The sequence below is a fragment of the Bradyrhizobium sp. ERR14 genome, from assembly GCF_014198235.1.
Taxonomy (GTDB): domain Bacteria; phylum Pseudomonadota; class Alphaproteobacteria; order Rhizobiales; family Xanthobacteraceae; genus Bradyrhizobium.
The window spans coordinates 580,432-607,011 of the sequence record NZ_JACIHD010000002.1 but is presented as its reverse complement, the minus strand read 5'-3'; the positions used below and the strand labels follow the sequence as shown (position 1 = coordinate 607,011).

Sequence of the window (26,580 nt, the reverse complement as noted above, 5' to 3'; positions counted from 1 at the left end):
GTCAACCATCGGAACCGCCGCTGACCCGGCGCATTTGCTTTCATGTCAACCTATCGTCTCAACAATCTGCTGGCGCCGCGTTCGGTTGCGCTCGTCGGCGCGAGCGCCCGTCCGGTCTCCGTTGGACGCGCCGTTCTGGAAAACATCCACAAGACCGAATTCAAGGGGCGGTTCGGCCTCGTCAATCCACGCCATGCCGAAATCGGCGGCGTCGCCGCGGTGAAAAACCTGGACGGCTTGGACTTCGTGCCCGAGCTCGTGGTCATCACCGCGCCGGCGCGCGAGATTCCCGGTATCATCGACCAGGCCGGGCGTCGCGGCTCGGCGGGCGCGCTGATCGTCTCGGCCGGGCTCGGCCACGGACCGGGATCTCTGCATGAGGCTGCAATCGCGGCGGCCCGCAAATACGGCATGCGGCTGATCGGACCGAACTGCCTCGGCATCATGATGCCCGGGGTCAGCCTGAATGCCAGCTTTGCCGCACACATGCCGGGGGCGGGCAGCCTCGCGTTGATCTCGCAATCGGGCGCGATCGCTGCCGGCATGGTCGACTGGGCTGCGCAGCGCGGCGTCGGCTTTTCCGGCATCGTCTCGATCGGCGATCAGATCGACGTCGATATCGCCGATCTGCTCGACTATTTCGCGATGGATCACAAGACGCGCGCGATCCTGCTCTACATCGAATCCATCAAGGATGCGCGCAAGTTCATGTCGGCGGCGCGTGCCGCCGCTCGCGTCAAGCCCGTCGTCGTGGTGAAATCCGGCCGCATGGCGCAGGGCGCAAAGGCGGCCGCCACGCATACCGGCGCGCTCGCCGGCGCGGACGCGGTCTATGACGCGGCGTTCCGCCGCGCGGGTGTCCTGCGCGTCTCAGATCTGCGTGAGCTGTTCGATTGCGCCGAGACGCTCGGCCGCGTCGAATCTCCGACGGGAAAGCGTCTCGCCATCCTGACCAACGGTGGCGGCATCGGCGTCCTCGCCGTCGATCGATTGGTCGAGCTCGGCGGAATTCCGGCGACTATCTCACCGGAGGTGCGCAAGACGCTCGATGCGGCTCTGCCGCCGACCTGGTCCGGTGCAAATCCCGTCGACATCGTGGGCGATGCCGACGCCTCGCGCTACGCGGCGGCGCTGGAGGTGCTGCTGGCCGATCGCGACAATGATGCGGTCCTGGTCCTCAACGTGCAAACGGCGATCGCCTCGGCCGCCGAGATCGCCACGACCGTGACCGAGATCGTCGGCAAATATCGCGAGCAGCACCGCCGATGGGCCAAGCCCGTATTGGCGGCCTGGGTCGGCGCCGATCAGCACATCATTCAGGCCCTTTCCGGCGCCGGTATGCCGAACTATCCGACCGAGGACGACGCCGTGCGCGGATTCATGCATCTGGTCCGGCACCGTGAAGTGGTGGAGGAGCTGAGCCAGGTTCCTCCCGCGATGCCCGATACGTTCGTGCCGGATGCAAGGGGGGCAAGGCAGATCGTCACGGCCGCGATTGCTGATGGCCGCGAGTGGCTCGAGCCTGTCGAGATCAAGCACCTGCTCGAGGCCTACGACATCGCGATGGTGCCGACCTATGCGGCGGCCGATGTTGAGCAGGCGGTGGCCTATGCGAAGGAAATCTTCGCGCAGGGCGGCACCGTGGTGCTCAAGATCATGTCGCGGGACATCATCCACAAATCCGATGTCGGCGGCGTCGTGCTCAATCTGACGACGCCGGAGGCCGTGCGAGCGGCCACTTCAGACATCCTCGCCCGGGCGAGAAAGCTGCGGCCCGAGGCCCGCATCGGCGGGGTCATCGTCCAGGCGATGGTCGTCAAGGCGAAGGCGCGCGAGTTGATCCTGGGCCTCGCCGACGATCCCACTTTCGGCACCGTCGTGGTGTTCGGCCGTGGCGGCACGGCGGTGGAGATCATCAACGACAAGGCGCTGGCGCTGCCGCCGCTGGACTTGCAACTCGCCCGCGATTTGATCGACCGCACGCGCGTGTCACGGTTGCTAAAAGCCTATCGTGATGTGCCGGCGGTCAAGCAGGACGCCGTGGCCATGGTGCTGGTCAAGCTGGCGCAGATGGCGGCCGACATTCCCGAGATCCGCGAATTCGACATCAATCCGCTGCTGGCGGACGAAACCGGCGTGACCGCGGTCGACGCCCGCGTTGCCGTCGGCCCGCCGCAGCGGAAGTTTGTCGGCTCCGGCCCGGCCAATTTCGCCGTTCGCGCCTATCCTTCGCAATGGGAGCGCCGCCTCAAGCTCAAGGACGACTGGCGCATCTTCGTGCGGCCCATGCGCCCCGAGGACGAGCCGACCATCCACGAATTCCTGCGTCACGTCACGCCGCACGACCTTCGCCTGCGCTTCTTCGCACCGATGAAGGAGTTTACCCACGAGTTCATCGCGCGCCTGACCCAGCTCGACTATGCGCGCGCGATGGCCTTCATCGCCTTCGACGAGGCCACCGGCGAAATGGTCGGCGTGGTCCGGCTCCATTCGGATTCGATCTACGAGAGCGGCGAATACGCGATCCTGCTGCGGTCCGACCTCAAGGGCAGGGGGCTCGGCTGGGCGCTCATGCAGCTCATCATCAACTACGCCAGGTCGGAGGGGCTGAAAGTCATCTCGGGCGACGTGCTCAAGGAGAACACCGTGATGCTCGAAATGTGCCGGCAGCTCGGCTTCGAGGTCAAGCCCGATCCGGCCGAGCCCGATATCTGCGACGTCAAATTGAAGCTCTGAGCGCGCCTGCTTCAGGAGCGCGCTTCAGCTGAATTCGCCGCGGCGGATGTCTTGGCGGATGACTTGGCCGCCGTCCGCAGGTTCCTGATGATGATCGCGATCAAGGGCACCAGCACCGGCACGATCGTGCTGAGCGGATGATGCACCGCGCCCGACACCTGGGCCTGAAGCGCACGCGCCTCGAGCTGAAGAGCTTCGATGGAGGTGTCGTGAATCTCGTTGGCGAGCTCGATATCGCGGCCTGACGGAGCGCGGCCGGCGATTGCGAAGAGAGCGGCCGCGATGGCGAAATTGACGGCGCCGAGGATGGCCGCTGCGGCAATCGCGCTCCAGATCTGCACCAGCGCGAAATAGGCAGACAGCTCCAGCATCAGCAGCCCGAACGCCGCGATCAGCGCCGCGAAGGCTCGCAAGCCGAGGCCAACAAGCAGATGGCGCAGCCTGATGTCCGCGATGATCCTGTCGGTGCGCCACAGCGCACGCAGATGTTTGACCACATTCTCGGTATTCACCTAATGTCTCCTCAGCATGAAGCCGACAACGACGCCGAGCGCGAAGGCGGAGGCGAGCGAAGTGATTGGACGCTCCGCTATGAGACCCTGGAGCTGCGCCTGCTCTTCATCCACGGTCTCGCCGAGCTCGGTCAGCGCGGCACGGATCTGATCGGCGAGCGCCTCGGCGCGGTCCTTCGAGCTCTCGAACATCTCCTCGCCGGCGGTGCTCAGCAAGCGTGTGACATCAACCTTCAGCGCCCGCAATTCTTCGCTCATCCTGTCGCTGTCGAACATGGACTCTTATCCCCATTGAATGAAAGCGAGCCTAAGGCGCACCTGTGCGTTCGCGCTTGATTTGCCTCAAGCGGTGGCCGCAGTCCGGGTCTTGAGACAGGTCAAGCCGGCCGCCATATGCTGGCCTAGAAATGCCGTCTGAATGGGGACCGATTGTCCCGATGAGGTGGAAGCGTGAACCACGAACCGCTGTTGCTCGCGACGCCGTCCGGCGACGCGCTGAACCTGCGTCCCGAAGGGCCCTGGACCGCCGCGAATGTGGTCACGCTCGAGACATTGTCCCGGTCGGTCGGTGCCGACGTCGATCGCTCGCGCGTCGTCACCCTGGACATGTCGGGCGTCAGTGCGCTCGACACGCTCGGTGCCTGGGTCCTGGAAAAATTGTCGCGCAGGGCCGCAACATCGGGCAGATCGGCCGAATTCGTCGGCGTCGCCGATCATTTCAGCGGGCTGCTGGATGAGGTGCGCCAGGTCAACCGCCACACGCCGGCCCCGACGGCTGCGCCCAATCCGGTGCTGGCGAGGCTGGGCGATCTTGGCAAGTCCACGGCCGATGCGCGGGAAGACGTCACGATCTTCCTCCAGATGCTCGGCGCATTGTTCATGGCCGTGATCGGCGTGCTGCGCCGGCCGCGTTCGCTGCGGCTGACCTCGCTGGTGTATCAGCTCTACCGCATCGGGTGGCAGGCGATCCCCATCGTCGCGCTGATCACCTTCCTGATCGGCGCCATCATCGCGCAGCAGGGCTTCTTCCACTTCCGCAGGTTCGGCGCGGAGTCCTACACCGTCGACATGGTCGGCATCCTGGTGCTGCGTGAGCTCGGGGTGCTGATCGTCGCCATCATGGTCGCGGGACGGTCGGGAAGCGCCTACACTGCCGAGCTCGGCTCGATGAAGATGCGCGAGGAGATCGACGCGCTCTCGACCATGGGGCTCGATCCCGTCGAGGTCTTGATCCTGCCGCGCGTTGCGGCCCTGGTCATTGCGCTGCCGATCCTCACCTTCATCGGATCGATCGCCGCGCTCTATGGCGGCGGTCTCGTCGCGCAGTTCTATGGCGACATGGGTCCGGCGATCTACATCGCCCGGCTGCACGAGGCGATCTCAGTCACCCATTTCGAGGTGGGCATCCTGAAGGCGCCGTTCATGGCGCTGGTGATCGGAATCGTGGCCTGCAGCGAGGGATTGCGGGTCAAGGGCAGCGCGGAATCGCTCGGGCGGCAGACCACGACATCGGTGGTGAAGTCGATCTTCCTGGTGATCGTGCTCGACGGCCTGTTCGCGATCTTCTTTGCCTCGATCGGAATGTGACGATGGACGCATCGCAGGACCAGTTCGCGATCCGCGTCCGTGACCTCGTGGTCGGATTCGGCCGCCAGACCGTGCTCGACCATTTGTCCCTCGACGTCCGCCGCGGCGAGATTCTCGGGCTGGTGGGGGCGTCCGGCGGCGGCAAGTCGGTGCTGATGCGCACCATCATCGGCCTCATCCCGCGCCAAGGTGGGACCATCGAGGTCATGGGGCAGCCCACCGGCGGCCACGGCCGCGGCGCCGCCACGACATGGGGCATCCTGTTCCAGCAAGGCGCGCTGTTCTCCTCGCTGACGGTCCGCCAGAACGTCCAGTTTCCCTTGCGCGAGAATCTCGTCCTGTCGCAGGAGCTGATGGACGAGATCGCGATCGCCAAGCTCGAGATGGTCGGCTTGCGCGCCCAGGACGCCGACAAATATCCGGCAGAGCTGTCGGGCGGCATGACCAAGCGCGTGGCGCTGGCGCGCGCCCTCGCGCTCGATCCGCCGATCCTGTTCCTGGACGAGCCGACCTCCGGCCTCGATCCGATCGCCGCCGGCGATTTCGACGCGCTGATCACGACGCTGCAAAAGACGCTGGGGCTGACCGTGTTCATGGTGACCCACGACCTCGCGAGCCTGACCACGGTCTGCGATCGCGTCGCCGCCCTCGCCGACGGCAAGATCGTGGCGATCGGCCCGATGCGCGAATTGCTGCAATCCGAGCATCCCTGGGTGCGCGCCTATTTCCACGGCAAGCGCTCGCAGATGCTGCAACACGAGATGAGATGAGACATGGAAACCCGCGCTCCCTACGTGCTGATCGGCAGTTTCGTGCTGGCCGCGATCCTCGCGGTGTTCGGCTTCGTCTACTGGCTGAACAACACCGGCGGCATCGGGCCACGCACGAACTACCATGTGCAATTCCAGGGGCCGGTCCCAGGCCTCCTGGTCGGCGCCGGCGTGCTGTTCAATGGCATCCGCGTCGGTGAGGTGACCCAGCTCGGGCTCGCGCCGGATAACCCGCGCTTCGTCAATGCGACGATCTCGGTTGCGACCGCCACCCCGGTGCGTTCCGACACCAGGGTCGGCCTCGAATTCCAGGGCCTGACCGGCGTGCCGGTGGTGACGTTGGAGGGCGGCGCGATCGTCGCCAAAGCAGGCGAGCCCGTGACCTTGATCGCGGAGGCCGGCGCCGGCCAGAGCATGACGCAGGCGGCGCGCGATGCGCTGCGGCGGGTCGACACGGTGCTCCAGGACAATTCGGGCCCACTGAAGGACACCATCGCGAATTTCAAGACGTTCTCCGACGGGCTCGCGCGCAACACCGGCAAGCTCGACGGCATTATTGCGGGCCTGGAGAAGATGACCGGCGGTGGGACGCCCGCGCAGAAAATCACCTACGACCTGCGTACGCCGAAGAATCTCGAGCCGGCCGGCAAGACGCTCTCCGCCTCCCTGGCCATTCCCGAGCCGACCGCGGTCGCAATGCTGCAGACCCAGCGCATGCTGTTCGCGCCCGTCGGGGACAGGCCGGGTTTTGCGGATTTTCTCTGGGCCGACAGCATTCCGAAACTGGTGCAGGCGCGCCTGATCGACAGCTTCGAGAATTACGACATCGCCCACGCCCCGCTACGCACGAGCGATCTCGGTCAGGCGGATTACCAGCTCCTGATCGACATCCGGCGCTTTCGGATCGCCACGGAGGGCGAGGCACGGGTGGAGATCGACCTCTCGGCGCGGATCGTCGACAAGAACGGCAAGGTGGTGGCATCCCGACTGGTCGAGACCAGCGAAAAGCTCGACAAGGTCGAGCCGGCCGCTGCAGTCGCCGCCTTCGATGCAGCCTTTGCCCGCATCGCCAAGGAGCTGATCGGGTGGAGCGTGCAGGCGGTGTGATGCCTTCTATTCCAGCGTCTTCAGGTAGGACAGGAGATCGTGGATCTGGTCCGGACTGAGCTCGAAGGCCGGCATGTCGTCGTGACCGGTGTAGATCCCTTCGGCCAGCGCCTCACTAAGGGTCTCGATCGGATAACGCTGGTGCAGCGTGCGCAGCGGAGGCGCGCCCTCGAGCGGACTGCGGGAGACGCGGTCGATCGCGTGACAGCGTGCGCAATTGGCCCGTGCGAAGGCCTTGCCGCGCTGTTCGGCGGTCGGGGCCGCCAGCGCCGGCATCATCAGAAGTAGCCCGATCAGGCCGTGACGCAGGGCGGCTTGCAGCATGGAAAATGATCCCGTCGAACTCTGGACGCAGAATATGACGGGGATGCCGCTCAAATTTGATCTCTGTCAATTGGCTTTGGCGCAGTGCAGTAAAATGCACCCGCGCGGTGGACTCGGCCTGGTGTCGGGAGCAGCCGGCGCGGGGAGCGGTGGATGAAGCCTTCCGTGGTCACGATCGAGCCGAACGGCCATTTCTGCAGCGATTGCGCCGTACGTGGAGCGGCGGTCTGTTCGTCGCTGGATGCGGCCGAGCTCAGGGAATTCGAGCATCTCGGACGCCGCGTTCATTTTGACTCCGGCGAGACCGTGTTCTCCGAGGAGGACATCACGACCTCGTTCTACAACGTCCTCGAAGGCGTCATGCGGCTGTACAAGTTGCTGCCCGACGGCCGGCGGCAGATCGTCGGTTTTGCCTTGCCCGGCGATTTCCTCGGGATGAACATATCGGGCCGGCACAATTTTTCGGCCGATGCGATCGGCGCGGTGACCGTCTGCCAGTTCGCCAAGGCGCCGTTCGGCCGTTTCATCGAAGCCCGACCGCTTCTACTCAGGCGGATCAACGAGCTGGCTATCCGCGAATTGAGCCAGGCGCGCGACCATATGGTCCTGCTCGGCCGCCGCTCGGCCGACGAGAAGGTCGCGACCTTTCTGCTCGGCTGGCGGGAACGGCAGGTCGCGCTCAAGGGGCTGTCCGACACCGTTCCGCTTCCGATGAGCCGTCAGGACATCGCCGACTATCTCGGTCTGACCATCGAAACCGTCAGTCGCACCTTCACCAAGCTGGAGCGTCACGGTGTGATCGAGATCATTCACGGCGGCATCAGCCTGCTCGATCCTGCCCGTGCCGAGGCGCTGGCCGCAGCCTGATAGTCCGTCCGCAACGCCCCGAAATTTTTGATCTCGATCAATGACACCGGGCGGCTGCAGCAAATAATGCTCCGACAATCCGGGAGGTGCATGATGCCCGCTGATGCGTTGCTGGTGACCATCGTCGTCGTCGCGATCTTCGTCGCATTCGCCGCAGCTCTGGCCTGGGCAGACCGGCAAACCAGTGCAGGCCGGCTCGATCCGGATGCCAAGCGCTGACCTCCTGAGATCCTAAGTCCGCTCAGACGCGCCAACAGCCGACGCTCGGCCGGCTTGGCCTTCGCCAGCGCCTCAACGCAAGCGCGGCTTGCGCAGCCTGCAACTCTGCATCGACCGGGCCGCATCGGCGCAGCCTTCGGATGCAGGCTTTCGGCTTGAACGCGGCCTTTTCGCGGCATTTGCCACAAAACGCGCGGGTGCTTTCCGGTTGAAAAGCCTGATAACGTTGACTACGCAGGAACCTCAGTGCCTCGCAGTCTTAGGAGCCCCGCGGCGTGCCTCAGGACAAGACCGGCGACCCCCGACAGTCGGCGGGCAACAAACTATCGGTCCTGCGCAAGCACCCGATCTTCGCGGATCTGGAGCCGGAAGCGCTCGATCAGCTTTGCCGCTACGCCAAGCACACTACCGTGAAGCGCGGCGCGACGATCGCTGCCAAGGGCGATCCCGGCAACAATCTGTTCGCGGTGATCACGGGGACAGTGAAGATTTCCTCCTCGTCCCCCGATGGACGGAACGCCATTCTCAATTTGATCGGTCCCGGAGAAATCTTCGGCGAGATCGCGGTGCTCGACGGCGCTCCCCGGTCGGCCGATGCGACCGCCAACACCAATTGCGAGCTCTACATCATCGATCGCCGGGACTTCCTGCCGTTCGTGAAGAGTCAGCCGGCGCTGGCGATGAAATTCATCGAGCTGCTCTGCGCCCGTCTGCGCTGGACCAGCCAGCAGGTCGAGCAAGTCATCCTCCAGAATCTGCCGGGCCGGCTGGCGAGCGCACTACTCGGTCTCACCGAGGAGCGCAAGCTCGACTCCGGCAGCGGCACGCTCGCCATCACGCAGCAGGAGATCAGCGAGATGGTGGGGATGACGCGCGAGAGCATCAACAAGCAATTGCGCGCCTGGGCCGGCCGCAACTGGGTTCGCCTCGAGCACGGCGCCATCGTCGTGCTCGATACGGATGCGCTGCGCGAACTCGCCGAGAGCGGTCTCGACGGCGAGTAGTCGCTCCGTCTTAATCCTCGATGATCGCGACCGCGCGGGTCCAGCCCGCGGAGGCGCGTTCGATCTTCACCGGAAAGCATGAGACCGTGAAGCCGGTCGAAGGCAGCTGGTCGAGATTGTGCAGCTTCTCGAGATGGCAATAGCCGATGTGCCGTCCCGCCTTGTGGCCTTCCCAGATCAGGCCGGCATCCTTTGTTTCGGCATATTTCTTCGCGGTGTAGAGGAACGGCGCGTCCCAGCTCCAGCCGTCGGTGCCGGTCAGCCGCACCCCGCGTTCGAGCAGATACATGGTGGCTTCATAGCCCATGCCGCAGCCGGAATTGACGTAGTCGGCCTTGCCGAATTTGGCGCCGGCGCTGGTGTTGACGACCACGATCTCCAGCGGCGACAGCGTGTGCCCGATGCGCTTCAGCTCCTTCTCGACGTCGTCGGCACCAGCCACGTAGCCGTCGGGCAGATGCCGGAAGTCGAGCTTCACGCCGGGCTGAAAGCACCATTCCAGCGGCACCTCGTCGATCGTCCATGACCGCTCGCCGCGGTTCATGGTCGGATGGAAGTGCCAGGGCGCATCGAGATGGGTGCCGTTATGGGTCGACAGCGAGACCTGCTCGACGGCCCAGCCCTGGCCATCGGGCAAATCCTGCGCCTTGAGGCCCTCAAAAAACTGCAGCATGCGGGGCAGGCCCTGCTGGTGATCGATATACTGGATGGTCGGATGGTTGCCCGGCGGATCGGCCGTCACGTCGTTTCTGAGCGGCACCGAGATATCGATCAGCTTCCGCGGCATGGGCATTCCTTCGAGATAGTCCGCTGTTTCGGACATCTTGAGGGGCCTGTCTTGGTCGCGTCAAGTCACGTGCCGGCGACGCAAGCCGTCCCGCCGGCTTCCACAACGACGCGAATTGCGCCAGATTGATCGATGCAACTGCTGCATCGATCAATGCCGGATTTGGCTTGGACATGGAATGCCGCGCGCCCTAGGGACGACATTGGCGCTTGACTTCACACCTGAAGGGGAGCGACCCAAGGCGGCGTGCAGCCTGCCGACAACGACATAATCAACCCAGGAGGAAGCCCAGATGAAGACACTCACCGGTATCGTCGCAGCCGTTGCATTGGTGCTCTCAGCGCCGCTGGCGACCGCACGCGACTTCCGCTCCGCCGACGTCCATCCCGCAGATTACCCGACCGTCGAGGCCGTCAAGTTCATGGGCAAGCAGCTCGCGGCGGCGAGCGGCGGCAAGCTCGGCGTGAAGGTGTTTCCCAACGGAGCCCTGGGCTCCGAGAAGGACACCATCGAGCAACTCAAGATCGGCGCGCTCGACATGATGCGGATCAACGCATCGCCGCTCAACAATTTCGTGCCGGAAACCATCGCGCTGTGCCTGCCGTTCGTCTTCCGCGACACCCAGCACATGCGCACCGTCCTCGACGGGCCGATCGGCGATGAGATCCTGGCGGCCATGGAGCCGGCGGGCCTGGTCGGCCTTGCCTATTACGACAGCGGCGCCCGGTCCATTTACACAGTGAAGGCGCCGGTCAAGTCGCTCGCGGACCTGAAGGGTCTGAAGATCCGCGTTCAGCAGTCCGATTTGTGGGTCGGCATGATCCAGAGCCTCGGCGCCAACCCGACGCCGATGCCGTATGGCGAGGTCTATACCGCGCTCAAGACCGGCCTCGTGGACGCTGCCGAGAACAACTGGCCTTCCTACGAGTCGTCGCGCCATTTCGAGGCCGCCAAGTTTTACAACATCACCGAGCACTCCCTGGCGCCCGAAGTCCTGGTGATGTCCAAGAAGGTCTGGGACACGCTGAGCAAGGAGGACCAGGCCATGGTCCGCAAGGCGGCCAAGGAATCGGTTCCCGTCATGCGCAAGCTCTGGGACGAGCGTGAGCAGGCGTCCCGCAAGACCGTCGAGGCCGCCGGCGTTCAGGTCGTGACGATCGCCAACAAGGCGGAATTCGTCGATGCGATGAAGCCGGTGTACCAGAAGTTCGCGGGCGACGAGAAGCTGCAGGGCCTCGTCAAGCGTATCCAGGACACGAAGTAAGACCACAGCGTCGGGTCCGGCGTCGCGCGAAGGCGATACCGGACCCTCGCAAGGAGGCGCGGGAATGACAGACCCACACGTCGCAGACCACGAGCAGGGGGCAGTCGTGGCACGCCCGGCGACCGGCTTGCTGTCGCGCGTCAATGCCGTCGTCGCGCGCGCGGGCATGTATCTGTCCGTGAGCGGACTGCTCCTCATCGTCACGGTCGTGTTCTACCAGGTGTTCGGTCGTTACGTGCTCAATTCGAGCCCGACCTGGACGGAGAACCTTGCGCTGGTTCTCATCCTCTACGTCACGCTGATCGGCGCCGCCGTTGGCGTGCGCGATGCCGGACACATCGGGATGGACAGCCTTCTGGTGATGCTGCCGGATCACGCGCGCGAGAAGATCGAACTCGTCATCCACGTCCTGGTGGCCGGGTTTGGCGTCGCGATGGCCTATAACGGCTGGATTCTCGGCGCATCCGTCGGGACCGTGAAGATCCCCAATCTCGGCCTGCCCGAGGTCATCCGCTATGTCCCGCTCATCGCCTCCGGCGTCCTGATCGTCTCCTTTTCAATCGAGCACATCATTGCTCTCCTGCGCGGCGAAGAGGTCGTCCCCTCATGGAACTGATCATCCTCGGCGCCACCTTCTTCGGCTTCCTGATCCTCGGCGTCCCCGTCGCCTTCGCGATCGGTCTCTCGGCGATCTGCACCATCCTCTACGAGGGTCTGCCGGTCGCCGTCATCTTCCAGCAGATGATGTCGGGGATGAACATCTTCTCGTTCCTTGCCATCCCGTTCTTTGTCTTCAGCGGTGAGCTGATGCTGCATGGCGGCGTCGCCGACAAGATCGTGCAGCTCGCGAAGAATCTCGTCGGTCACATCCGCGGCGGGCTCGGCATGTCGAACGTGGTCGCCTGCACCCTGTTCGGCGGCGTCTCCGGCTCGCCGGTGGCCGACGTGTCGGCGATGGGTGCGGTGATGATCCCGATGATGAAAAAAGAGGGGTTCGACACCGACTACGCCGTCAATGTCACGACCCACGCCTCGCTGGTGGGCGCCTTGATGCCGACCAGCCACAACATGATCATTTATGCCCTGGCAGCCGGCGGCAAGGTCTCGATCGGCGCGCTGATCGCCGCCGGCCTTCTGCCGGCGATCGTGCTGATGGTGTGCATGCTGGTCGCCGCCTACGCTGTCGCGGTAAAGCGCGGCTATCCGGCCGGCAAGTTTCCGGGCTGGGCCGAGGTTTTCCGCTCGCTCGCGGCCGCGCTGCCGGGCCTTTTGATCGTCGGCATCATCCTGGCGGGCATCCTGTCCGGCGTCTTCACGGCAACCGAGTCTGCGGCCGTCGCGGTCACCTACACGATGCTGCTGACGTTCTTCATCTACCGCACCATGACCTGGAACAATTTCCTGCGCGCCGCCGCCAAGGCGGTGAAGACGACGGGCGTGGTGCTGCTGCTGATCGGCGTCTCCACCATGTTCCAGTACCTGATGGGGCTCTACGAGGTGGCGGACCTTGCCGGCGACCTGATGAGCAAGGTCTCCACGCAGCCCTGGGTCATCTTCCTGCTCATCAACGTCATCCTGTTCGTGCTCGGCACGTTCATGGACATGGCTGCGACCATCCTGATCTGCACTCCGATCTTCCTGCCGATCGCGATGAAGGCGGGCATGGATCCGGTGCAGTTCGGCATGCTGATGCTGATCAATTGCGCCCTCGGGCTGAACACCCCGCCGGTCGGAACCACGCAGTTCGTGGGCTGCGCCATCGGCGGCATTTCGGTGGGCGCGGTGATGCGCACCATCCTGCCGTTCTACGCCGCGCTGATCGCAGCACTGATGTTCGTGACCTACGTCCCTGCATTCTCGCTGTGGCTGCCCCGCCTGCTGATGGGTTACAAGGGCTAGCAGCTACAGGAGAAGCTATCAGTGACTGACTATCGCAAGCTCTTTGATCTCACCGGCAAGACGGCCGTGGTGCTCGGCGCCGCATCGGGCATCGGCAAATCGTCGGCCGAGGCGCTGGCTGGGCTCGGGGCCCGCGTTGTTTGCGCCGATCGCGCGCTTGACGCCGCGGAGGCGACCGCCGCCGGCATTCGCGACAAGGGCGGCTGGGCTGAAGCAGCCAGCTGTGACGCCGCAAGCGCTGCGGACGTCAATGCGCTGGCCAAAACGGTGATGCAGAAATTTCCGCGGCTCGACATCGCGGTGACGACGCCAGGGCTCAACATCCGCAAGACCATCCTCGACTACACCGAGGAGGATCTCGACCGTGTCCTCAACCTCAACGTCAAGGGCACGGTGTGGTTCTTCCAGGCCTTCGGCCGCATCATGGTCGCGCAAAAGGGCGGCAGCATCATCGCCTGCTCGTCGGTGCGCGCGGTGACCATCGAGCCGGGCCTCGGCGTCTACGGCTCGACCAAGGCGGCGATCGGCCTGCTGGTGAAGGGCTTCGCCTCCGAGGTCGGCCATGCCGGCGTGCGCGTCAACGCGATCGCGCCGAGCATCGCGGAGACCGCGCTGACCGGCCCGTTCAAGCAGCGGCCAGACATCTATAATCTCTACGCCGGCCATACCGTGTTCAACCGCTGGAGCAGCGCCGACGAAGTCGCGACCGCCGTGGCCTATCTCGCTTCGGACGCCGCGAGCTATGTCAGCGGCAGCACGATGTTCGTCGATGGCGGCTGGACCGCCGTCGATGGTCCGCCGACCGGGCTCACTCAGTTGCACAAATAGGGCGTCATCGGCATCTAGCCGGTAAAGCCAGCGCGCTGGCGCAGGTCCTTCCGATCTGCGCCGGTCAGCAATGCGATCAGCGCGGCCGCCTCTTTCGGATACGCTGCCCTCGCGGTCACGCCGGCCGTGTACATCGTCACGAGTTCGCAGCCGGGAGGCAGCGCCCCTGACAGGGCAATGCCGTCTGTCGCGATGATCTCGGTCGCCTGCGTGCATCCGATCGGCCGCGTCGCCGTGGACGCTGCGAGCTCCCGCATCGCCGTTGCACCGTTCGGAAAGATCTTGAGGCGCGATGCCACCTCATAGGCGATGCCGAGCTGGTCCAGCACCTTTGCGAAATGCTGGCCCGCGGTCGAGGCCTTGGTGTCGGGGACGTAGATCGCATCGGCGCTGCGCAGCACCTCGCGCAGATCGGCCTCGGTCTTCACCGTCACCTTGGAATCGCGGCTGCGGACCGCCAGCGCGGTCTCGACCCGGCCGACATCCGTGATCGAGGAGGGGACGATGAGCTTCTCCTCGGCAAGCCTCGCAAGCAGCGCCTGCGTCAGGATCACGAGATCGGCCGGCGCGCCCGCGCGCAGCTTGTCCGCCATCACGCCGACCGCACCAAATTCGCCGTCGATACCGAGGCCGGTTTGCGCCTTGAAGGCCTCGGTGACGCCGCGCACCAGGCCTTGTGCCGCGCCTCCGCTCAAAACGTTCATTGTCGTCAAGACGCACGCTCCATCGCTGCAAGGATCTTGTCGCGCGTGATCGGCAGGTCGCGCACGCGGACGCCGAGGCAATCGTGAACCGCATTCGCGATCGCCGCCGTCACCGGCCCGTGCGCAGCCTCGCCGGCGCCGACCGGCTCGATCTCCGGGCGCTGGATGATCTCGACATCCACCGCCGGCACCTCGCTGAAGGTCAGGATCGGATAGTCGGTCCAGGAGGTCGAGGTGATGCGCGTCCGGTCGAAGCGGACGCGCTCCTTCAGCACCCAGCTCGTGGCCTGGATTGCGCCGCCCTCGATCTGGTTGATCACGCCGTCCGGATTGATGGCCTCGCCGACATCGACCGCAAGCGTCAGCCGCTTGACACGGATGTCGTCAGCGCCCTCGATCTCGGCGATGGCAGCGCAATAGGCGCCCGTATTCTTGTAGCGGGCAAAGCCGACGCCGTGGCCAATGCCCGATCGCTTCTGCGGCTTCCAGGCGGCGCGCCTCGCCGCGGCGCGGATGACGTCTCTGGCCCGTTCGTCCCGCAGATGCCGCAGACGGAACGCGATCGGATCTTCGCCGCGCAGGGCGGCGATCTCGTCGAGCAGGGACTCGATGGCGAAGACATTGCCTTGGCCGCCCAGCGTCCGCAACGCCGAGGTCCGCACCGGCATGGTCAGCAGCCGGTGGCTCGTGATCGTCCAGCCCGGGAAGTCATAGAGCGGAACGGAGTTGCGGTCGCCGCCGCCGCCATTGGCGGCCGGCGGGTTGGTCGAGATCATGCGGGGATGGGGATTGGCGATCTCGGTTGCCGCGAGCAGCGCCGGCTGCGCCGCGCGTCCCGGCCGCGCCGCATGGCCGTTGCTCCAGATCGCATGGCGCCAGCCGGTGATCTCGTTGCCTGCGTCGAGGTCGGCCTCGATCTCGATGGCCATCGCCGCCCCAAAGGGCGCGTGGGACATCTCGTCGTGGCGCGACCACTGCACCCGCACTGGACGGCCACCGACCGCCCTCGCCAGCAGCACGGCATCCAGCGCGACGTCGTCGGCCGCATTGTGTCCGTAGCAGCCGGCGCCCTCGATGTGCTCGACGACGATGTTCTCGGCCGGCAGCTTGAGGACGATTGCGAGATCGGCGCGCAGCAGGTAGACGCCCTGGCTATGCGTCCAGACATGGACACGATCGCCGTCCCATTGTGCGACGGCGCAGGACGGCGCGATCGAGGCGTGGGCGATGTAGGGGCGGGTGTATTGCCGGCGGAGGGTTTGGGCGGGTTTGTGCGCTGGCCCCGCCGCCTTGGTGTCGATGACGGTGGTCTCGAGCGGTTGGCTCTTCAAAAAGCCCGCCAGATCGTCTTCATCCGGCAACGGCTCACCGGCCGACCACGTCGCGCCCTTGCGCAGAGCCTTGAGGGCCGCGTCCGCCGCCGCCTCGTTGTCGGCGACGACGCCGGCAAAGCCGCCGTCGCGGACAATCGCAACGACGCCGGGGACGGCGCGTGCAGCCTCCTCATTCAGTGCGATCAATTTGGCGCCCGAGATATCCGGCCGCAGCACGCGCCCGTGCACCAGTCCCGGCAGCGCAAAGTCGTGAATGAAGCGCGGCCGCGCGAACACCTTGTCGGGAATGTCGACACGCTGGACCGAGCGTCCGGCGACGGTGCGCCCGGCGGCACTCTTCGCTGTCGGGCCTGCGGTGGCGTCGTGGTCGAGCGAGACCTCGTCCATCAACTCCCAATAGCTGGTCCTGACATTGCCGGGACCCGAGATGGTGCCGTCATCGATATCGAGCCGCGATGCATCGACGCCGAGACGTTCCGATGCCGCGCGAAGGAAGCGCTGGCGGACTTCGGCACAGACCTGGCGCAGCGCGCGGCCGGACTGCTGGATCGAGAGACTGCCCGAGGTGACGCCTTCATTCGGGCTGGTCGCCGTCGAGGCGCGGATCATCGCGATCCTGACGATCTCGACGTCGAGTTCGTCCGCCGCGATCTGCGCCAGTGCCGTGACGATGCCCTGGCCGATCTCGACCTTGCCGGGCGAGATCGCCACACGGCCGTCATCGGTGAATCGCACCCATGACGACAGCTTGGGATTGGCCGCGAGGCTGACCGGCAGCTTCGGGGCAGGAGAGGGCGCGCTCATGACGTCGCCACCTCTGCTGCCGCACGCAACACGGCGCGGACCATGCGGTTGTGCGACCCGCAGCGGCACAGATTGCGATCCAGCGCGGCCCTGACCTCGGCCTCCGTCGGGGACGGATTGCGCTTCAGCAGCGCCGCCGCGCTGATCAGGATCCCCGCGACACAATAGCCGCACTGCATCGCCTGTTCGGTGATGAAGGCGCGCTGCAGCGGATGCGGCTGCTCCACTGTCCCGAGGCCTTCCACCGTGACGACCTCCTTGTCCGTGACCGACCACATCGGCATGTCGCAGGAGGCCATCGCGCGGCCGTCGACCATGACATGGCAGGCGCCGCACTCCCCGGCGCCACAGCCGAAATGCGGCCCAGTGATGCCGAGTTGGCTGCGCAGCACATCAAGCAGCATCTGGTGGGGATCGGCATCCACGGCGATCGCCGCGCCGTTGAGCCTGAATTGAACGGAGGGCATGAGCAGTACGGCCTCAGGACTTGTCGAACTTCTTGACGACGTCGGCCCATTTTTCGATGTCGCCGCGCAGGAATTTGTCGAACTGTTCCGGCGTCATCGACATGGGCACGGCGCCCTGTTCCGTCCAGAGCTTGACGATGTCGGGTCGCTTCACCATTGCGTTTACGGCCGCATTGAGCTTGTCGATCACGGGCTTGGGTGTTCCCACGGGCGCCATCAGGCCAAGCCAGATCGTGGCCTCGTAGCCTGCGACACCGGCTTCACCTGATGTCGGCACGTTCGGCAGCACGGTCGAACGCTGCTTGCCTGTCGTGGCGAGCGCGCGCACCTGATTCTCGGCGATGTTCGGCGCCATCGCCGGCACCGCGTCGATCATCATCTGCACCTGTCCGCCGATCACGCCGCTGCGCGCCTCGCCGCTGTTGCGATAGGGCACGTGCACGACATCGATGCCGGCCATGGCTTTGAACAGCTCGCCGGCCATGTGGTAGGGCGTGCCTTGGCCCGAGGAAGCGTAATTCAGCTTGCCCGGCTGCGCCTTGGCGAGCGCGATGAACTCGGCCAGCGTCTTCGCCGGGACCTGCGGGTTCACCACGATGACGAGATCGGAATAATTCACCGGCGCGATCGGCGCGAGGTCGCGCATCAGCTCGTATTTGCGCTTGTCCGCCGTCAGCAGCGATTCATTCGCGGTCTGGGTGTTGGACATCATCAGCAGCGTGTAGCCGTCGGCCGGTGATTTCGCGGCCTCAATGGTGCCGATGACGCCGCCGGCGCCGGTGCGGTTCTCGACCACGAAGGGCTGACCAAAACTCTCCTGGAGCACGTTGCCGATCAGCCGGGCCGCGACGTCGGCCGGCCCGCCCGCGCCGAACGGCACGACGATACGGACCGAATGGCTGGGATAATCCTGCGCGAATGAGGGGGCTGCAGAGAATGCGGCAAGCAGGCCGGCCGCCAATGCCAGCACGGATCTTCGGGCGATCATGCCCACCTCCCTGATATCGTTCTTGTTGGCCGGCACTGTAGCGGCAGGGAATGCGGACTGTCGACGGCTCACAAAGCAGATTGTATCAGGGACTATCGCCCGGTGTTCGGTGTGACTGCGCCGCCTTCGCGCTTGCAGCAGGAACCCGCGGCGCGCGCGCTTTGAGCAAATCGCATGGGCCGTGCCGGATAAATGCGCTCGGCTGGCTGGTATTTTGGTGTTACGAACTGGGACATGAACCAGCACGCCAAAATCGAAATCCGCCATTCGACCTGTCCGCATGATTGCCCCTCGGCCTGCGCCCTCGATGTCGAGGTGGTCGAAGGCCGCAGCATCGGCCGTGTCCGCGGTTCGAAAAAGCAGACCTATACGGCCGGTGTCGTCTGCGCCAAGGTTGCCCGCTACGCCGAGCGCATACATCACCCCGAGCGGGTCACGTTTCCGATGCGCCGCATTGGGCCGAAGGGCTCGGGGCAATTCGCGCGCATCTCCTGGGACGAGGCGCTGGACGAGATCGGGCATCGCTTCAATCAAGCCGAACGCGAGTTCGGCGCGGAATCGATCTGGCCCTATTATTACGCCGGCACGATGGGCCTGGTGATGCGCGACGGTCTCAACCGTCTCACGCATGTGAAGAAATATTCGCGCTTCTATCAGACCATCTGCGCCAATGTCGCGCGCATCGGATTCGCGATCGGCACCGGCAAGATCGCCGGCGTCGACCCGCGCGAGATGGCGCTGTCCGACCTCGTCGTGATCTGGGGCACCAACCCCGTCAACACGCAGGTCAATGTGATGACGCACGCCTCCCGCGCCCGCAAGGAGCGCGGCGCGAAGATTGCGGCGGTCGACATCTACGACAACGAGACCATGAAGCAGGCTGACATCAAGATCATCCTGCGTCCCGGCACCGACGGCGCCTTCGCCTGCGGCGTCATGCATGTCCTGTTCCGCGACGGTTACGCCGACCGCGCCTACATGGACAAATACACCGACTGCCCGGCCGAGCTCGAGGCGCATCTGAAGACGCGCACGCCGGAATGGGCGTCCGCGATTTGCGGCGTGCCGGTGGCCGAAATCGAAGCCTTCGCGAAAGCGGTTGGCGAGACCAAGCGCACCTTCTTCCGCTTTGGCTACGGCTTTACGCGCAGCCGTAATGGTGCGACCCAGATGCATGCGGCAAATAGCATTCCCGCGGTGACCGGCGCCTGGCAGTATGAGGGCGGCGGCGCCTTCTTCAACAATTACGCGCTGTGGCATTTCAACGAATCCATCATCGAGGGCCACGACGCCATCGACCAGAGCATCCGTGCGCTCGACCAGTCCAAGATCGGCCGTATCCTCACCGGCGATGCCGAGGCCCTGCGCGGCAAGGGGCCAGTCAAGGCGTTGCTGATCCAGAACACCAATCCGATGACGGTGGCGCCGGAGCAGGCGCTGGTGCGGCAAGGCTTTGCGCGCGAGGATCTGTTCGTCGCGGTGCACGAGCAGTTCATGACCGAGACCGCGCAAATGGCCGACATCGTGCTGCCGGCCACCATGTTCATGGAGCATGACGATCTCTATTACGGCGGCGGCCACCAGCACATCTCGGTCGGGCCGAAGCTGATCGACCCGCCCGGCGAATGCCGCTCCAACCACGAGGTCCTGCAGGCCCTGGCGCCGCGGCTCGGTGCCCGGCATCAGGGTTTCGAGATGACGCCGCGCGAATTGATCGACGCGACCTTGAGGCTGAGCAACCACGGCGACATCGGCCGCCTCGAGGCCGACATCTGGCGCGATCTGCAACCGGACTTCCGCACCTCGCATTATCTCGACGGCTTTGCCCATGCCGACGGGAAATTCCACTTCAGGGCCGATTGGGCGCATCCGCCGTTCGGCGTGACCATGGGCGATGTCGACAAGATGCCGTCGCTGCCGGACCATTGGGCGGTGATCGAGCACACCGACCAGGCCCATCCGTTCCGGCTCGCGACCAGTCCCTCGCGCAGCTTCCTCAACACCACCTTCAACGAGACGCCGTCCTCGCAGGCGCGCGAGGGCAAGGCGAGCGTGATGATCCATCCGCTGGATGCCGCCGCGCTCGACATCGCCGAGGGCGATGCGGTGACGCTCGGCAACCCCCGCGGCGAGACCACGCTGGTGGCGACGCTGTTCGACGGCGTGCGGCGCGGCGTGCTGATCGCGGAGTCCGTTCATCCCAACAAGAACCATATCGGCGGGCGCGGCATCAACATGCTGACGGGCGCCGAAGCCGTGGCGCCGATCGGCGGGGCCGCGTTCCACGACAACAAGGTCTGGATCAGGAAAGCGGCCACCCCTTAGGGGCTGCACTCGGTGACGCCGTAGCCCGCGAACTCCTTCGCAATGTTCGGGTTCATGGACTTTGCCTGCGCGATATCGGTGGCGCCGTCGCCGCCGTTCTTGCGGGTGGCGATGCCGCGGCCGAACAGCGACGATGAGGAGCGCGGGTTGCGCTGGATCGCGTCGGTGTAATCCTTGATCGCCTCAGTGGTCCGGCCGAGCTTGAGGTTGACGAGCCCGCGGCTGTCGAGTGCATCGCTCAATCCGGGATCGACCTGGAGCGCCAGATTGCAGTCGGCGAGCGCGCCCTGCAGATCGCCGGTCGCCGCGCGCGTCCAGCAGCGATTGTTGAGCGCCTCGCCATCCCCAGGATTGCGACGGATCACGACGTCGAAATCCTGCATGGCGGGCGCGTAGGCGCGCTTGATCGCGTAGACCTGGCCGCGCTTGTAGCGCGAGGCGACGTCATTGGCATTCGCCGCGATCTTGCGGCTGAGATCGGCGATGACGGGATCCCTGGCGAGATCGTTCGCGCTCGGGGGAGGTTCTGCCTGCGGCACCTCGCAGACCGGTTTCTGCGGCTCGGGTTTCTGAGGCTCCGGCTTGGTCGGGTCGCCGATCTTGTTGTCGGGCGGCCGCGTCACCGAACCTGCGAACGAGAATTCCGTGGTGAGCGAGGACGACAGCCACGGCACCTGCTCGCGCCTGGTGGCGGCGACGACGCCGTTCTTGGTGTTGGTCAGGGCCTGCTCGGCGCTGATGTTCGGCGCACGCATCTCGCGCAGCAGCTCGGCGACGAACAGGCCGTGCTCGGTCTTGCCGCTGGCCGCGACCGCACCGAGCGCGGCGGAGTAGAGCACGAGCGAATTGCTCGGCGCGATCGCCGGGGCAAGGCCGGCCGAATAGCGGCGGAAGCGCCGCTCGAACGGGTTGCGGCGCGAGGCGTCGATCAGCGCGATCTTGATCGCCGCGCCGCGCGTGTTCATTTCGGCGAGGATGGTGTCGAGGCTGAAGCCGTCGCGCGCCACATCCGGCTCCGTCCAGATCTGCGCGTCGACCGGAAGCAAATAGGTCTGCCGGTTCGACTGGATGGCAAATCCGTCGAAGAAGATCAGCGCCACCGCGCCACGTTCGATCCGGGAGTAGAAGCGATCCAGCACCTGCCGCATGGCGTCGGCCGTGAGATTGCTCTGCCGGTCGACGACGAAACCGTCGCGCTTCAATTCTTCAGTGACGTCCTGGGTGTCGTTGGCGACCTCGTTCAGCACGAACTCGTTGTCGGGATATCTCGCATTGCCGATGACCAGCGCCAGTTTCGCGGCATCGGCCGCGTGGCTTGCGGGCGCTGCGCCCAGCACGAGCAAGCCTGTCAGCAACAAAATCATCGCGGCGCGCATGAAATGGCTCATCGGTGATCAAAATCTCCAGTCAGGATAACGGCCGTCACCCGCAATTCAATCACCAAGCGAATTTGCGCCCACACGCTATGGTGACACGGTGTTGCAGATTGCCCTTGCGCGCGACGCCCGTCCTGCCGCAAATGGCTGCAAAATGGATGGCAAGGAAGCGAGCGTACCATGACCGACACCACAGCAATCATCACAGAGAAGCGCGGGCAGGCGTTCTGGATCACCATCAACCGGCCGGAGAAACGTAACGCGCTGAACGGCGAGGTCATCGCCGGCATCACCAAAGGCTATCGCGACGCGCACGACGACAAGGACGTCCGCGTCATCGTGCTGACGGGCGCGGGCGACAAGGCGTTCTGCGCGGGCGCCGATCTGCAGAATTCCGGCGCGGCTTTCGCGATGGATCATTCCAAACCAAATGTCGACTATGCCGATCTGTTACGTTTGTCACAGAACGCCACCAAGCCCGCGATTGCGCGGGTCGGCGGCGTCTGCATGGCCGGCGGGATGGGCCTGCTCTGCATGACCGACATGGCGGTCGCGGCCGATCACGTCGTCTTCGGCCTGCCGGAGGTGAAGGTCGGCGTGTTTCCGATGCAGGTGCTGAGCCTGCTGCAGTCCATTGCGCCGCCGCGGCTCGTCAACGAATGGGCGCTCACCGGCGAGCCGTTCGATGCGAAGACGGCGCAAGCCGCGGGTCTGCTCAACTACGTCGTGCCCACCGCCGAGCTCGATGCCAAGGTCGACTGGCTGATCGGCCGCATCGTCGACAAGTCGCCGACCGCGATCCGCCGCGGCAAATACGCCATGCGCGCCATCGCCTCGATGTCGTTCGACGAGAGCATCGCCTACACCGAAAGCCAGATCGCGCTGCTCGCGATGACCGAGGACGCCAAGGAAGGGTTGAAGGCGTTCAGCGAGAAGCGGAAGCCGGTCTGGACGGGAAGGTGAGGGGCGCTACCGCGCACGCAACTCGTAGGGTGGGTTAGCGTAGCGTACCCACCGCTTCTGCTGCCGCAGAGAAAGAAGAGGTGGGTTACGCCCTGCGGGTCGCGCTTGCGCGCCCACAGTGCTACCCCATCCTACGGCATGTCAGCCCGCGTTCGGCTTCAGCCCCGCCGCCTGGATACCCGCCACCGCGCAGGCCTCGTCATTGTCGGAGGTGTCGCCGGAGACACCCACCGCGCCGAGCAGCGTCGTGCCGTCCATGATCAGGACGCCGCCGGGGACCGGCACCAGCGCGCCCTTGGCGATGGTGTTCACGGCGTCGATGAAAAAGGCTTGCTCCTGGGCGCGCTGGAACAGGGCCCGCGAGCCCATGCCCATGGCGAGCGCGCCATAGGCCTTTCCGTGGGCGATCTCGCCACGCATCAGGCTGGTGCCGTCCTGCGCCGCGGCGAGCTTGAGCACGCCGCGCGCGTCGAGGATGGTGACGACCAGCGGCTTGAGCTTGAGTTCGCCGGCCTTCGCGAAGGCGGCATCGAGGATCTTGCGGGCGGTGTCGAGGGTGAGGTCAGCCATGGCTGGTTTCCTTTGCAGCAGTTGAGGTGGAATTGGTCTCAGTACGATCGAGGCTCATCGCCAGCACGCGCGCGACGTGAAGCGCCTCGCGCCGGGTGCCGTCATGGATCTGGTGGCGGCAGGAGGTGCCGTCGGCAACGACGAGAGTCGTTAGGTCCGCGCGCCGCACGGCGGGCAGCAGCGACAGCTCGGCCATCTCGATCGAGGCATCATAGGTGTCCGCGCCATAGCCGAACGCGCCGGCCATGCCGCAACAGCTCGATTCGATGGTCTCGACCGCAAGGCCTGGGACGAGGCGCAGCACCTGCTCGACCGGCTTGAAGGCGCCGAAGGATTTTTGATGGCAATGGCCGTGCACGACGGCCTTCTCAGCGACAGTGCCGAGCGGCAGTTGCAGCCGGCCGGCCTCGGCCTCGCGCACCAGAAATTCCTCGAAGGTCAGCGCATGGGCGCCGACCGCCTTGGCGTCGTTGTCCTTGCGCAGCGAGGCGAGCTCGTCGCGCAGCGTCAACAGGCAGCTCGGCTCGAGGCCAACGATCGGCACGCCGCGCGCGGCAAAGGGCGCGAACGCGGCCACGAGACGATCGAGCTCGACCCTGGCTTCATCGACGAGGCCGGCGGATAGGAAGGTGCGGCCGCAGCAGAGCGGGCGGCTGCCGCTCAGCGCCTTCGGCAGATGCACGCGATAACCGCCGGCCGCGAGCACGCGCAGGGCGGCATCGAGGTTCTCGCGCTCATAGATGCGGTTGAAGGTGTCGGCGAGCAGCACGACCTCACGGCCATCGACGGGCCCGACCACGTCAGCCGCCGGCGCAAACACGTCGCTGCGGAAGGCGGGCAGGGCGCGGTGCGCGCTGATGCCGGCAAAGCGTTCGAATAGCTTTCGGAGCAGCGGGCTGCGGTTGCGCAAATTGGCCAGCGGCGCCAGCCGCGATGCGAGGCCGGCATAGCGCGGGAGATAACCGACCAGGCGGTCGCGCAATGTCAGGCCGTGCGAGGCGGCGCGCGCGGCCAGCACCTCGATCTTCATCTTGGCCATGTCGACGCCGGTCGGGCATTCGTGGCGGCAGGCCTTGCAGGAGACGCAGAGTTTGAGCGTTTCCATCATCTCGTCGGACGACAGCGCGCCGGGGCCGAGCTGGCCCGAGATCGCAAGGCGCAGCGTGTTGGCGCGGCCGCGGGTGACGTCCTTCTCGTTGCGCGTGGCGCGATAGGACGGGCACATCACGCCGCCCTCGAGCTTGCGGCAGGCGCCGTTGTTGTTGCACATCTCGACCGCGCCCTGGAAGCCGCCGCCGGCGCCGGGATAAGCCGACCAGTCAAGCTTGGTCTTCAGCTCGCCGGCGCGATAGTCGGGCTTGAAGCGGAACAGCGAGCGGTCGTCCATCTTCGGTGCGTCGACGATCTTTCCGGGATTGAGCACGCCATCGGGATCGAAGCGCTGCTTCACCTCGCGGAAGTCGGCGACCAGACGCTCGCCGAACATGGTCTCGTGGAATTCGGAGCGCACCAGGCCGTCGCCATGCTCGCCGGAATGCGAGCCCTTGTACTCGCGCACCAGCGCGAAGGCCTCTTCGGCGATCGCGCGCATCGCCTTGACGTCCTTTTCCAACTTCAAATTCAGCACCGGGCGCACATGCAGGCAGCCTTCGGAGGCGTGCGCATACATCGTGCCGCTGGTGCCGTGTTTGGCAAACACCTCGTTCAGCCGTGCGGTGTAGTCGGCGAGGTGCGGCAGCGGCACCGCGCAATCCTCGACGAAGGAGACCGGCTTGCCCTCCTGCTTCATCGACATCATGACGTTGAGGCCGGCGGCGCGGAAATCGGCGATGCCGCTCTGCAATGCAGGGTCGGTGATCTCGACCACGCCGCCCCATTTGCGTTTGTCGTTGGTCCAGCCGAAACCGAGATCGCCCATGAGCTCACCGAGCTGTTTGAGACGGAGGACGTTGTCCGCCTGGTCTTCTTCGGCGAATTCGACCACCAGCACGGCGTCCGGATCGCCCTTGATCGCGGCGGAGATAATGGGACGGAACATCGCGATGTCGCGGCCGAGCGCGAGCATGGTGCGGTCGACCAGCTCGACGGCGATCGGCTTCAGCTTGACGAGATGCTGGGCCGCGTCCATCGCCTCGTAGAAGCTGCCGAAATGGCAGACGCCGAGCGCCTTGTTGCGGATCACCGGCCACAGCTTCAGCTCGACCTTGGTGGTGAAGGCCAGCGTGCCCTCGGAGCCGACCAGCAGATGCGCCATGTTGTTGCGCGCATTGCGCGGCACCAGCGCATCGAGATTGTAGCCGCCGACGCGGCGCTGCACTTTGGGAAACCGCGCCGCGATCTCGTCGGCCTCGCGCGTGCCGAGATCGAGCATGTCGCGGAACAGGGCGCGCGCGCTGTTGCCGGCGTCGAGATCGGAGAGATCGCGCGAGACCTCGCCGTAACGGCTCAGTGTGCCGTCGGCGAGGGCGGCCTCCATCGACAGCGTGTTGTCGCGCATGGTGCCGTAGCGGAGTGAGCGCCCACCGCAGGAATTGTTGCCGGCCATGCCGCCGATGGTGGCGCGCGAGGCCGTGGAGACGTCGACCGGGAACCACAGGCCATGCTTCCTGAGCTGGCGGTTGAGATCGTCGAGCACGATGCCGGGCTCGACCACGCAGGTGCGGCCCTCAACGTCGAGCGAGAGGATGCGATTCAGGTGTTTCGACAGATCGACCACGATCCCGTCATTGACGGTCTGGCCGCATTGCGAGGTGCCGCCGCCCCGCGGGGTGACCTTGCGCCCCTCGTCGCGGGCGATCGCCAGCGCCAGCAAGGCCTCGTCCATGGTCTTGGGCACGACCACGCCGGCCGGCATGATCTGGTAGAACGAGGCGTCGGTGGCGTAGCGGCCACGGCTGAAGCGGTCGAACAGGACGTCACCGGTGATTTCCCGGGCCAGGCGTGCCGCCAGGCTGCCCTTTTGAGCCGATTCCGGTGATTTTCCAGCCACTTCCGCCGCCATGGTCCGCTTTCGCCTTTTCGCCGGCACCGTCTTGCCTCCCGTCACGGCCCTTGGCAAGCGAGCCCTGCTTCTTGTGCATTGACGGACCTCGCCGGGCGAGGGACAAGCCCGGCGAATAGTGATATGCGAGCGGCTCGCGGGAGC

General features: G+C 65.5%; 24 protein-coding genes. 13 read left to right on the top strand and 11 right to left on the bottom strand.

The window, feature by feature from the left end:
* Nucleotides 1–42: 42 nt before the first annotated feature.
* Entirely contained in the window at nucleotides 43–2,736 is a 2,694-nt protein-coding gene (locus GGD62_RS09020) for a bifunctional acetate--CoA ligase family protein/GNAT family N-acetyltransferase (protein WP_183708084.1), read from the top strand.
* 11 nt (nucleotides 2,737–2,747) lie between these two features.
* Here the strand turns inward: GGD62_RS09020 and GGD62_RS09015 are convergent, their stop codons facing one another.
* Nucleotides 2,748–3,248, bottom strand: coding sequence for a phage holin family protein (locus tag GGD62_RS09015; RefSeq protein ID WP_183708082.1), 501 nt, complete (start codon nucleotides 3,246–3,248; stop codon nucleotides 2,748–2,750).
* On the bottom strand, nucleotides 3,249–3,524 hold the full coding sequence (locus GGD62_RS09010) for a hypothetical protein (protein WP_092260902.1): 276 nt from the start codon (nucleotides 3,522–3,524) through the stop codon (nucleotides 3,249–3,251).
* Nucleotides 3,525–3,698: 174 nt separating this feature from the next.
* Between GGD62_RS09010 and GGD62_RS09005 the strand changes: the two genes are divergently transcribed.
* From GGD62_RS09005 to GGD62_RS08995, 3 genes are read left to right on the top strand one after another with little or no spacing between them, the layout of a single operon-like run.
* Nucleotides 3,699–4,835 carry an ABC transporter permease gene (locus GGD62_RS09005; protein ID WP_183708080.1) on the top strand — a complete coding sequence of 379 codons (1,137 nt, stop codon included), beginning with the start codon at nucleotides 3,699–3,701 and terminating at the stop codon, nucleotides 4,833–4,835.
* A gap of 2 nt (nucleotides 4,836–4,837) precedes the next feature.
* The gene (locus GGD62_RS09000; RefSeq protein ID WP_018319256.1) at nucleotides 4,838–5,605 is read left to right on the top strand and encodes an ABC transporter ATP-binding protein; all 768 of its coding nucleotides are present in this window, start codon (nucleotides 4,838–4,840) and stop codon (nucleotides 5,603–5,605) included.
* Between the two features lie 3 nt (nucleotides 5,606–5,608).
* On the top strand, nucleotides 5,609–6,712 hold the full coding sequence (locus GGD62_RS08995) for an ABC-type transport auxiliary lipoprotein family protein (RefSeq protein ID WP_183708078.1): 1,104 nt from the start codon (nucleotides 5,609–5,611) through the stop codon (nucleotides 6,710–6,712).
* 6 nt (nucleotides 6,713–6,718) lie between these two features.
* Here GGD62_RS08995 and GGD62_RS08990 read toward each other — a convergent pair whose 3' ends face one another.
* Nucleotides 6,719–7,036: a cytochrome c gene (locus GGD62_RS08990; protein WP_183708076.1), complete on the bottom strand. Its 318-nt coding sequence runs from the start codon at nucleotides 7,034–7,036 to the stop codon at nucleotides 6,719–6,721.
* A 153-nt stretch (nucleotides 7,037–7,189) separates the two neighbouring features.
* Here GGD62_RS08990 and GGD62_RS08985 point away from each other — a divergent pair, with 153 nt between their 5' ends.
* The 3 genes from GGD62_RS08985 (at nucleotide 7,190) to GGD62_RS08980 (ending at nucleotide 9,126) form a co-directional block, all read left to right on the top strand.
* Complete coding sequence (locus tag GGD62_RS08985) at nucleotides 7,190–7,903, top strand: helix-turn-helix domain-containing protein (RefSeq protein ID WP_179735622.1); 714 nt, start codon at nucleotides 7,190–7,192, stop codon at nucleotides 7,901–7,903.
* Between the two features lie 93 nt (nucleotides 7,904–7,996).
* Nucleotides 7,997–8,122 (top strand): hypothetical protein, encoded by a 126-nt coding sequence (locus GGD62_RS41510; RefSeq protein WP_283813275.1) that lies wholly within the window; start codon nucleotides 7,997–7,999, stop codon nucleotides 8,120–8,122.
* A gap of 275 nt (nucleotides 8,123–8,397) precedes the next feature.
* On the top strand, nucleotides 8,398–9,126 hold the full coding sequence (locus GGD62_RS08980) for a Crp/Fnr family transcriptional regulator (protein WP_092260910.1): 729 nt from the start codon (nucleotides 8,398–8,400) through the stop codon (nucleotides 9,124–9,126).
* Nucleotides 9,127–9,136: 10 nt separating this feature from the next.
* Here GGD62_RS08980 and GGD62_RS08975 read toward each other — a convergent pair whose 3' ends face one another.
* Nucleotides 9,137–9,913, bottom strand: coding sequence for a cyclase family protein (locus GGD62_RS08975; RefSeq protein WP_092261203.1), 777 nt, complete (start codon nucleotides 9,911–9,913; stop codon nucleotides 9,137–9,139).
* A 292-nt stretch (nucleotides 9,914–10,205) separates the two neighbouring features.
* Between GGD62_RS08975 and GGD62_RS08970 the strand changes: the two genes are divergently transcribed.
* The 4 genes from GGD62_RS08970 (at nucleotide 10,206) to GGD62_RS08955 (ending at nucleotide 13,904) form a co-directional block, all read left to right on the top strand.
* Complete coding sequence (locus GGD62_RS08970; protein WP_091959369.1) at nucleotides 10,206–11,177, top strand: TRAP transporter substrate-binding protein; 972 nt, start codon at nucleotides 10,206–10,208, stop codon at nucleotides 11,175–11,177.
* 64 nt (nucleotides 11,178–11,241) lie between these two features.
* Complete coding sequence (locus GGD62_RS08965) at nucleotides 11,242–11,793, top strand: TRAP transporter small permease (protein WP_183708074.1); 552 nt, start codon at nucleotides 11,242–11,244, stop codon at nucleotides 11,791–11,793.
* Nucleotides 11,784–13,076: a TRAP transporter large permease gene (locus GGD62_RS08960; protein ID WP_092260916.1), complete on the top strand. Its 1,293-nt coding sequence runs from the start codon at nucleotides 11,784–11,786 to the stop codon at nucleotides 13,074–13,076. Before GGD62_RS08965 ends, GGD62_RS08960 begins: the two co-directional genes overlap by 10 nt.
* A 21-nt stretch (nucleotides 13,077–13,097) precedes the next feature.
* Nucleotides 13,098–13,904: an SDR family NAD(P)-dependent oxidoreductase gene (locus GGD62_RS08955; protein ID WP_183708072.1), complete on the top strand. Its 807-nt coding sequence runs from the start codon at nucleotides 13,098–13,100 to the stop codon at nucleotides 13,902–13,904.
* A gap of 14 nt (nucleotides 13,905–13,918) precedes the next feature.
* Here GGD62_RS08955 and GGD62_RS08950 read toward each other — a convergent pair whose 3' ends face one another.
* The 4 genes from GGD62_RS08950 to GGD62_RS08935 are packed head-to-tail and all read right to left on the bottom strand — an operon-like array spanning nucleotide 13,919 to nucleotide 18,201.
* Entirely contained in the window at nucleotides 13,919–14,617 is a 699-nt protein-coding gene (locus GGD62_RS08950) for a substrate-binding domain-containing protein (protein ID WP_183708071.1), read from the bottom strand.
* Nucleotides 14,614–16,746: a molybdopterin cofactor-binding domain-containing protein gene (locus GGD62_RS08945; protein WP_183708070.1), complete on the bottom strand. Its 2,133-nt coding sequence runs from the start codon at nucleotides 16,744–16,746 to the stop codon at nucleotides 14,614–14,616. The genes GGD62_RS08950 and GGD62_RS08945 overlap by 4 nt, the downstream gene beginning before the upstream one ends.
* On the bottom strand, nucleotides 16,743–17,213 hold the full coding sequence (locus tag GGD62_RS08940; RefSeq protein WP_183708069.1) for a (2Fe-2S)-binding protein: 471 nt from the start codon (nucleotides 17,211–17,213) through the stop codon (nucleotides 16,743–16,745). The genes GGD62_RS08945 and GGD62_RS08940 overlap by 4 nt, the downstream gene beginning before the upstream one ends.
* A gap of 13 nt (nucleotides 17,214–17,226) precedes the next feature.
* Entirely contained in the window at nucleotides 17,227–18,201 is a 975-nt protein-coding gene (locus tag GGD62_RS08935) for a tripartite tricarboxylate transporter substrate binding protein (protein ID WP_183708068.1), read from the bottom strand.
* A 234-nt stretch (nucleotides 18,202–18,435) separates the two neighbouring features.
* Between GGD62_RS08935 and GGD62_RS08930 the strand changes: the two genes are divergently transcribed.
* Nucleotides 18,436–20,526, top strand: a complete 2,091-nt coding sequence (locus GGD62_RS08930; protein ID WP_183708067.1) for a molybdopterin oxidoreductase family protein — start codon at nucleotides 18,436–18,438, stop codon at nucleotides 20,524–20,526.
* On the opposite strand, the gene GGD62_RS08925 is transcribed toward GGD62_RS08930, so the two are convergent.
* Nucleotides 20,523–21,914: a caspase family protein gene (locus GGD62_RS08925; protein ID WP_183708066.1), complete on the bottom strand. Its 1,392-nt coding sequence runs from the start codon at nucleotides 21,912–21,914 to the stop codon at nucleotides 20,523–20,525. The genes GGD62_RS08930 and GGD62_RS08925 overlap by 4 nt on opposite strands.
* A gap of 168 nt (nucleotides 21,915–22,082) precedes the next feature.
* Here GGD62_RS08925 and GGD62_RS08920 point away from each other — a divergent pair, with 168 nt between their 5' ends.
* A complete protein-coding gene (locus tag GGD62_RS08920) occupies nucleotides 22,083–22,865 on the top strand; it encodes an enoyl-CoA hydratase/isomerase family protein (RefSeq protein WP_183232931.1) in 783 nt (260 codons plus the stop codon).
* A 141-nt stretch (nucleotides 22,866–23,006) separates the two neighbouring features.
* Here the strand turns inward: GGD62_RS08920 and GGD62_RS08915 are convergent, their stop codons facing one another.
* Both GGD62_RS08915 and GGD62_RS08910 read right to left on the bottom strand, forming a co-directional pair.
* Nucleotides 23,007–23,435, bottom strand: coding sequence for a heme-binding protein (locus GGD62_RS08915; RefSeq protein WP_179735601.1), 429 nt, complete (start codon nucleotides 23,433–23,435; stop codon nucleotides 23,007–23,009).
* Nucleotides 23,428–26,436: an FAD-binding and (Fe-S)-binding domain-containing protein gene (locus GGD62_RS08910; protein ID WP_183708065.1), complete on the bottom strand. Its 3,009-nt coding sequence runs from the start codon at nucleotides 26,434–26,436 to the stop codon at nucleotides 23,428–23,430. The genes GGD62_RS08915 and GGD62_RS08910 overlap by 8 nt, the downstream gene beginning before the upstream one ends.
* Nucleotides 26,437–26,580: the final 144 nt, after the last annotated feature.